This is a genomic window from Pseudokineococcus marinus, assembly GCF_013004605.1.
GTDB lineage: Bacteria > Actinomycetota > Actinomycetes > Actinomycetales > Quadrisphaeraceae > Pseudokineococcus > Pseudokineococcus marinus.
Genome location: NZ_JABEMA010000484.1, coordinates 1 through 1,608 on the forward strand (window position 1 = coordinate 1; position 1,608 = coordinate 1,608).

General features: G+C 79.0%; 2 protein-coding genes. Both read right to left on the bottom strand.

What is annotated here, in order from left to right; translation table 11 throughout:
- The coding region (locus HLB09_RS16850) for a cysteine desulfurase family protein (protein ID WP_171204447.1) at window positions 1-690 on the bottom strand (690 nt) is incomplete at its 3' end.
- The coding region (nadC, locus tag HLB09_RS16855) for a carboxylating nicotinate-nucleotide diphosphorylase (RefSeq protein ID WP_212771295.1) at window positions 687-1,608 on the bottom strand (922 nt) is incomplete at its 5' end. The genes nadC and HLB09_RS16850, both read right to left, overlap by 4 nt.

Genomic DNA, 1,608 nt, shown 5'->3' on the forward strand with positions numbered 1-1,608 from the left:
CTGGCCGCCGCCGTGGACCATCGGCGCGAGGGGCACGGCGCCGCGGACGGCGAGCGCGCCGGCGCCGCCGGGCCCGCCGAGCTTGTGCGCCGAGACCGACAGCAGGTCGGCGCCCAGGTCGTCGAGCCGCACGCCCAGCTGCCCCGGCGCCTGCACGGCGTCGACGTGCAGCGGGACGCCGACCGCCCGGCACAGGGCCGCGACCTCCCGCACCGGCTGCACGGCGCCGACCTCGTTGTTGGCGAGCATCACCGAGCAGACCGTCGTCGCCGGCGTCAGCACGGCCGCGAGCGCCGCGAGGTCGACGACGCCGTCGCCGTCGACGCCCACCTCGTCGACGCGGAACGGCTCGCCCAGCGCGCCGGCGCCGAGGGCGCGCGCCGTCTCGAGGACGGCGGGGTGCTCGACGGCCGTCGTCACGACGTGACGCCCCCGGGGCGCGGCCGCCGCGACGCCGAGCAGCGCCAGGTCGTCGGCCTCCGTGCCGCCGCTCGTCAGCACGACCTCCCCCGGCCGGCAGCCGAGGACGCCGGCGATCTCGGTGAGCGCCGCGTCGAGCCCGGCCCGTGCCGCGCGCCCCGGCCCGTGGGCGCTCGAGGGGTTGGCGAAGACCTGCGTGAGGTAGGGCCACTGCGCCTCGAGGACGGCGCGCGACGGCGGTGCGGTGGCCGCGTGGTCGAGGTAGATCACGCCCGCTCCCCCGGCGGGCCCTCGTCGGTCCCGGTCCTGGTCGTGACGTCCACGTCCAGCCCCAGGTCCAGGCACGGCGCGGCCTGCGTCAGCGCCCCGACGGACACGAGGTCCACGCCGCTGCGGGCGATCGCCCCCACCGTCGACAGCCGCACGCCGCCGCTGGCCTCGACGAGCGCCCGCCCCGCGACCCGCTCGACCCCGCGGCGCAGGTCGTCGGGCGCCATGTTGTCGAGCAGGACGACGTCGACCCCCGCGGCGAGGACGGCGTCGAGCTGGTCGAGGCGGTCGACCTCCACCTCGACCGACGTCGTGTGCGGCAGCCGCTCGCGCAGCCGCCGCAGGCCGTCGGTGACGACGTCGTCGTCCCAGCCGCCCGCGGTGAGGACCGCGAGGTGGTTGTCCTTGACCATCACCGCGTCCGACAGCGTCGTGCGGTGGTTGCGCCCGCCGCCGCAGCGGACGGCGGCGCGCTCCAGCGCCCGCAGGCCCGGCGTCGTCTTGCGCGTGTCGACGACGCGGCACCCCGTCCCCGCGACCTCGGCGACGAAGGCGGCGGTGAGCGTCGCGACGCCGGACAGCCGCTGCACGAGGTTGAGCGCGACCCGTTCGGCCCGCAGCACCGCGCGGGCGCTGCCCTCGACCTCGGCGAGCACGGCCCCCGCGGCGAAGCGCTCGCCGTCGGCGACGAGGAGGCGCACCGACGGTGGCGTGGTCCCCGGCGCGTCGGCCAGCGCGGCCGCCTGCCGCAGCGCGGCGGCGAGCACGCCGACGTCGGCGAGCACGCCGTCCTCGCGCGCGACGAGCCGCGCCGTCGCCCGGACGTCGGGACCGAGGAGGGCCTCCGTCGTCGCGTCGCCCCAGGGCGCGTCCTCGGCGAGCGCCGCCGCCACGACCGCCTCGACGGCCGCGACGGGC